Here is a 5590-nt window from a genome sequence, read left to right as displayed (position 1 = left end):
GAGGTCGGACCCGGAGAGGTCTTTCAACGATCCGAGGAGTCGACCCATCGGGGTACGAGCTCCCGCAACAATCACAGAACTGGTCACGATTTCCTCCGGCTGCAAAAGAGAGATAGTCGTCGGTTCCGTGCGGCCTAAGAGCCAAGTCACATCCCGACGTGTACTCCTCAAACGGTAGCGCTACCGTGAAAGGTATGACACAGACCTCCCCCAGTTCTGCACTCGCACCTTTGTCGTCCGACCTCGTCGTCGCGATCGATCACGTCGGAATCGCGGTGCCCGATCTCGACGTGGCAATCGAGTGGTACACGCAGCACCTGGGCATGGTGTCGACCCACGAGGAAATCAACGAATCGCAGGGCGTGCGTGAGGCCATGCTCTCCGTCGTCGGCTCCCCCGCCGGATCCACTGCCGTTCAGCTGCTCGCGCCTCTGGACGAGAATTCGACCATCGCCAAGTTCATCGACCGAAGCGGCCCCGGACTCCAGCAGCTCGCCTACCGGGTCACCGACATCGACGCCATCTCCGCCGAGCTTCGCGACCGCGGGGTTCGGTTGCTGTACGACGCTCCCCGACGCGGTACGGCCAACTCGCGCATCAACTTCATTCACCCGAAGGACGCCGGCGGCGTCCTGGTGGAACTGGTCGAACCCGACGCGAGCCACTAGCAGACCCGACTCCAGCTCGTATGCCAGGTAGATTGTCGCCATGGCATACGAGCAGGACCGCGGTTCGATCCAACTTCCGTTCCAGATCGCACGGAAGGGATACGACCGCGACGAGGTACGCAACTACTTCGAGCGATTCGACGCGGAGCTGCGAGTTACCGCGGCTGATCGTGATGCTGCCGCTGCGCAGGCCCGTGACCTCGCCAAGCAGCTCGACGATGCACGCGACGACATCGACGACCTCCGCAAGGACGTCGACCGCCTCTCGGTACCGCCCACCACTGCGGAGGGCATGAGCGATCGCATCAGCCGCATGCTGCGCCTTGCCTCCGACGAGGCCTCGGAGGTGCGCGCGAAGGCCGAGGCCGACGCAGCCGAGATGACCTCCATCGCCGAACAGGACGGCGCCCGCCTTCGTGGTCACTACGAGTCGCTGATCGCCGAACTCGAGGACCGTCGCAACGCGATGGAAACCATGCACGAGCAGACCATGGCGCAGGCCCGTACCGAAGCCGCCCGGATCGTCGAAGCCGCGCAGGCCGAGCGGGATCGACTGGCTGCCGAGTCCGAGGCCAAGCGCACTCAGATCCGCGAAGACTTCGACATCTCGATGTCGGAGCGCCGCGCCAAGGTCGTCGCCGCCGTCAACGAGCTGGAGTCGTCGAGCAAAGCAGAGGCCGAGCGTCGACTCGCCGATGCGTCGCACGAGGCCCAGCGCAGGCTGCAGGCCGCCACTGATCAGTCAGAGCGCAAGATCGCTCACGCGAAGGAACTCACCGAAGAACTGCGCGTTCTCCGAGGCCGAATCCTGGCTCAGCTCTTGGGTATTCGCGGACAACTCGATTCGGTTCCGGCTATGCTCGCATCGGTCAACCGGGAGAGCGAACTCCTCGATGCACCGCCCGCTCCGGTCATCGTCGAAGCCGAGGAAGATCTCGAGATCGAAGACAAGAAGGCCGACGCAGATCCGGTCGACTCAGATAAGGTCAAATCAGAACCGAGTATCGACGAAGACGACGTTCTCGAGGACTCGGACGAGACGAACACCGCCGAGATCGACACCCGCGCCGTCGAGCAGCGAGCCCAGTCCAGGAACTGATCGACGCTCAGGACCACCGTCTGGTCAGGCTGCGCGTACCGCGGCCTGACCAGCATCCGGTATGCCAGTGTCGACGCTCGTTCGCGCCGCCCGGTTCCGAAGGCCACGTCACCACGTGAGCGACGCCGGGTCTGATGTCGTGATCACAACCGGGGCATCGATAGAACTTCGTCGCGTTGGAGCCGGGTATCGGCCTCACCATGTACATTTCACCGCCCGGACCGGGTTCCTCCCGGACCAGCGCTCCGCCGAACAACACACCGCTTGGTGACGCCGACTCCGCGCTCGAATCCCGCGCACGCCGAGTATCCGTTCGACGGGTTTGCTTCGGCGAAGGTTTGCGGCGCGGCATGGTTCGAGTCTAAACAGCGTCAGAAGAGGCGGAACTCGGTGCTTTCGGTGCCCCGCAAGGCCTCGTAGTCAAGGACCAGGCAACGGATCCCACGGTCGTTGGCCAAAGTCTTTGCCTGCGGCTTGATCTGTTGCGCTGCAAAAACTCCCGTGACCGGCGCGAGCAGCGGATCGCGGTTGAGCAATTCGAGGTAGCGCGTCAACTGCTCGACGCCGTCGATCTCGCCGCGACGCTTGATCTCCACCGCCACCGATGCACCGTCCGCGTCTCGGACCAGAAGATCGACCGGCCCGATCGCCGTCATGTACTCACGTCGCACCAACGTGTAGCCGGGGCCGAGTGTCTCGACATGCTCCGCCAGAAGTTCTTGAAGGTGTGCCTCGACACCGTCCTTGATCAATCCCGGATCGAGACCGAGTTCATACGACGAATCGTGCTCGACCTCTTCGAGAGTGATCCGCAGTTCCTCGCCCGCCTTGTTGGTGACGACCCACAGGATGTCGTCGCCGTCCCCGGTGGTCTCGACCAACCAGCACGGCGGACTCATCCAGTTGAGCGGCTTGTACGCCCGATCGTCGGCATGGATACTGACCGAGCCGTCGGCTTTGACCAACAGCAGTCGTCTTGCGGTAGGGAGGTGGGAGGTCAGGCGTCCCACATAGTCGACACGGCAACGAGCAATAACTAGGCGCACCGGACCACCCTAAGCGATCATTACGACTACTCTCGACACACTATGCAGCGAAGCCGTGTCCCGAGTGCGCCCCTGGGGTCGTGGCTGCTCGGATCCACCGACGAAAGCCCCAGGCGCCGCCGAATCCGCGTCCAGGCACTACTCACCGCCCCCCTCCTGGTCACAAACCTGATCGGAGCGGTACTGGCGATCGTGCTCATCGGATTCGTGGTTCCCGGACCCGCGATCATCCACCCCGAATTCGCATGGATCAACTTCATTGCCGTGCCCGTCTTCATCGGGTGTGTCTTTCTCATCGGACTGCTGTGGGGCACCAAACGGCTGATGCGGGATCTTCGATGGGCCACCGAGGATCACCCACCGACAGAGCAGAATCAACGCGCGGCGCTGCGCGGGCCGTGGCGACTGACCCGAGTGCAAGCCGTCCTGTGGACGGCCGCGCTCATCACCTTCACGACCATGTACGGAATCGTCGACCCCGATACCATTCCGAAAGTTCTGTTCACCGTGGCTTTCAGCGGTATCACCACGTGCGCTTTCTGCTACCTGCTCAGCGAGTTCGCACTCCGCCCGATTGCTGCGCGTGCACTCGAATCCGGAGCACCCCGCAAGGCTGCCGTTCTCGGACTGACCGGCCGGACAATCCTCGTCTGGCTGCTCGGAAGCGGAGTCCCCGTCACCGGCTTGATGCTCGTGGCGGTCTTCAGCTTCATCCGGCCTGCATCGTGGCAAGCCCTCGCGATCGCCATCCTCGTCATTGGCGGAATCACCCTGTGCGTCGGACTCGGGCTGACATACATCAACATTCGGTCCGCCGCGGCCCCCATTCGGTCCGTGCGACGAGGAATGGAACAAGTCACCCGTGGCGACCTCACCGCGTCCGTCGTCGTGTACGACGGAACGGAACTGGGACTACTGCAGGCCGGCTTCAATCGCATGGCCGAGGGTCTGCGCGAGCGAGAGCGAATACGCGACCTCTTCGGGCGCCACGTCGGACACGAGGTTGCCGCAAACGCGGTTCGCCGAAACCCGGAACTCGGCGGTGAAGAACGTGACGTTGCCGTACTCTTCGTCGACGTCATCGGATCGACCACCATCGCGGCCACCAACTCCCCTACGGCGGTGGTCGCTCTACTCAACCGTTTCTTCGACGTCATAGTCGACGAGGTCGACGCACACGGCGGATTCGTCAACAAGTTCGAGGGCGACGCAGCGCTGGCGATCTTCGGAGCGCCGACGACACTCGACGATCACGCCGGCAGCGCACTCGCCGCTGCCCGCAAGATTCAGCAGCGCCTGCGTGCCGAGGTTCCGGAAGTGAGCGCGGGAATCGGCGTCGCCGCAGGTGTTGCCGTAGCCGGGAACGTCGGTGCGCGAGAGAGATTCGAGTACACCGTCATCGGTGATCCCGTCAACGAAGCGGCGCGACTGTCCGAGGTCGCCAAGACGGTTCCGGGTAACGTCGCCGCATCCGGTCGGGCTGTGGCTGCCGCTGACAGTGCCGAGGCTGCACAGTGGTCGATCACCGAGAGCATCACCCTTCGCGGCCGCCTCGAACAGACCGAGCTCGCGATTCCGTGCGACGCTCTGGAGTCCGAGACCAGCCCGTCAGACTCCGTGCCCGTTCAGCCCTGACCCCACCGCCCCCCCTGAGCGAACGGCACGTTCGGTCGGTCCAAGGCGATCAACGCCACGTTCGCTCGATGACTTTCCCGCTTCTCGACGGTCTATATCGGCACAGCGGAAATCCGACGACGCCTGGGAGATGGGTACGACTATGAAACTGACGACCTTTACCATCGCCACTCTCGACGGGGTGATGCAAGGACTCGGTGGGCCGGACGAAGATCGGCGAGGTGGATTCGAGCGGGGCGGCTGGTCCGCGCCATTGGTGGACACCGAAGCCATGGATTACCTCGTCCAGGTCTACCAGCGCGCTGACGCGTTCCTGTTCGGGCGACACACGTACGAGATCTTCGCCGGCTATTGGGGCGCGTTCGAGAATCCCGACGTCAACCCCATTGCAAGCGCACTGAATTCGCGGCCCAAGCACCTTGCGTCGACGACGCTCACCGATCCGCAATGGAAGAACACCACGGCCCTTTCAGGTGACACCGCCACAGCGATCGGCGAACTGAAAGCCAGACCCGGCGGTGAGCTTCAGGTGCACGGCAGTGGCAACCTGTGCCGCTGGCTTTTCGCGAACGATCTTGTCGACGAGATGATCCTGCTGATCGTTCCGGTGGTGGTAGGCCAGGGCACGCGACTGTTTCCCGACTCCGGACCGGACATCGCACTAGAGCTGGCCGAATCGCGAGCCACATCAAAGGGCGTGACGATTCAGAGGTATCTGCCGGCTGGCCGGCCGAAGTATGCGACTGCCACCGCCGACGGCATCGACTGATCCGGGCAAAGTGCCTGTCGTCCTCAGTCGTGTTCCCGCCCCTGATGGTGTGAACGTACCGTTCCCCTCGCCCAAGAGGGTGAGCGTGTCGTTCACTCGATCCCGGACGGGGTGGTGAGTCGGCTGTGCTCCCGCCCCTGATGGTGTGAACGGTGCGTTGGGTCGATCTGAGGCGACGAACGTACCGTTCACTCGAAGTCGGGGGTGCCGGCGAAGGTACTTTCGGGTGATGGTGGGGGTGTTTTGGGTACGAGAAAGCCCCCCAACCAGTACTGGTTGGGGGGCTTCTCTAATGTGTGTTCGGCGGTGTCCTACTCTCCCACACCCTGTCGAGTGCAGTACCATCGGCGCTGAAGGGCTTAGCTTCCGGGTT

The 5590-nt window shown here is 63.3% G+C and carries 6 protein-coding genes and 1 rRNA gene; 4 read left to right on the top strand and 3 right to left on the bottom strand.

Going from position 1 to position 5590, the window contains the following annotated elements; genetic code table 11:
- Nucleotides 1–194 precede the first annotated feature (194 nt).
- Nucleotides 195–668, top strand: coding sequence for a methylmalonyl-CoA epimerase (mce, locus tag AC1Q61_RS32555; protein ID WP_007733251.1), 474 nt, complete (start codon nt 195–197; stop codon nt 666–668).
- Nucleotides 669–708: 40 nt separating this feature from the next.
- Complete coding sequence (locus AC1Q61_RS32550; protein ID WP_042452411.1) at nt 709–1767, top strand: hypothetical protein; 1059 nt, start codon at nt 709–711, stop codon at nt 1765–1767.
- A 7-nt stretch (nt 1768–1774) separates the two neighbouring features.
- Here AC1Q61_RS32550 and AC1Q61_RS32545 read toward each other — a convergent pair whose 3' ends face one another.
- A complete protein-coding gene (locus AC1Q61_RS32545; RefSeq protein ID WP_054828484.1) occupies nt 1775–2119 on the bottom strand; it encodes an Rv1322 family protein in 345 nt (114 codons plus the stop codon).
- Between the two features lie 19 nt (nt 2120–2138).
- Nucleotides 2139–2813 (bottom strand): endonuclease NucS, encoded by a 675-nt coding sequence (gene nucS, locus AC1Q61_RS32540; RefSeq protein ID WP_007733244.1) that lies wholly within the window; start codon nt 2811–2813, stop codon nt 2139–2141.
- A 42-nt stretch (nt 2814–2855) separates the two neighbouring features.
- Here nucS and AC1Q61_RS32535 point away from each other — a divergent pair, with 42 nt between their 5' ends.
- Nucleotides 2856–4448, top strand: coding sequence for an adenylate/guanylate cyclase domain-containing protein (locus AC1Q61_RS32535; protein WP_042926795.1), 1593 nt, complete (start codon nt 2856–2858; stop codon nt 4446–4448).
- A 142-nt stretch (nt 4449–4590) separates the two neighbouring features.
- Entirely contained in the window at nt 4591–5217 is a 627-nt protein-coding gene (locus tag AC1Q61_RS32530) for a dihydrofolate reductase family protein (RefSeq protein ID WP_030538093.1), read from the top strand.
- A gap of 298 nt (nt 5218–5515) precedes the next feature.
- On the opposite strand, the gene rrf is transcribed toward AC1Q61_RS32530, so the two are convergent.
- A 5S ribosomal RNA gene (gene rrf, locus AC1Q61_RS32525) occupies nt 5516–5590 on the bottom strand; the annotation flags it as partial.

Source organism: Rhodococcus sp. MPR-R1B (genome assembly GCF_058793255.1).
Note: the sequence above shows the minus strand (reverse complement) of the source record. Positions and strands in the feature narration are given on the sequence as shown.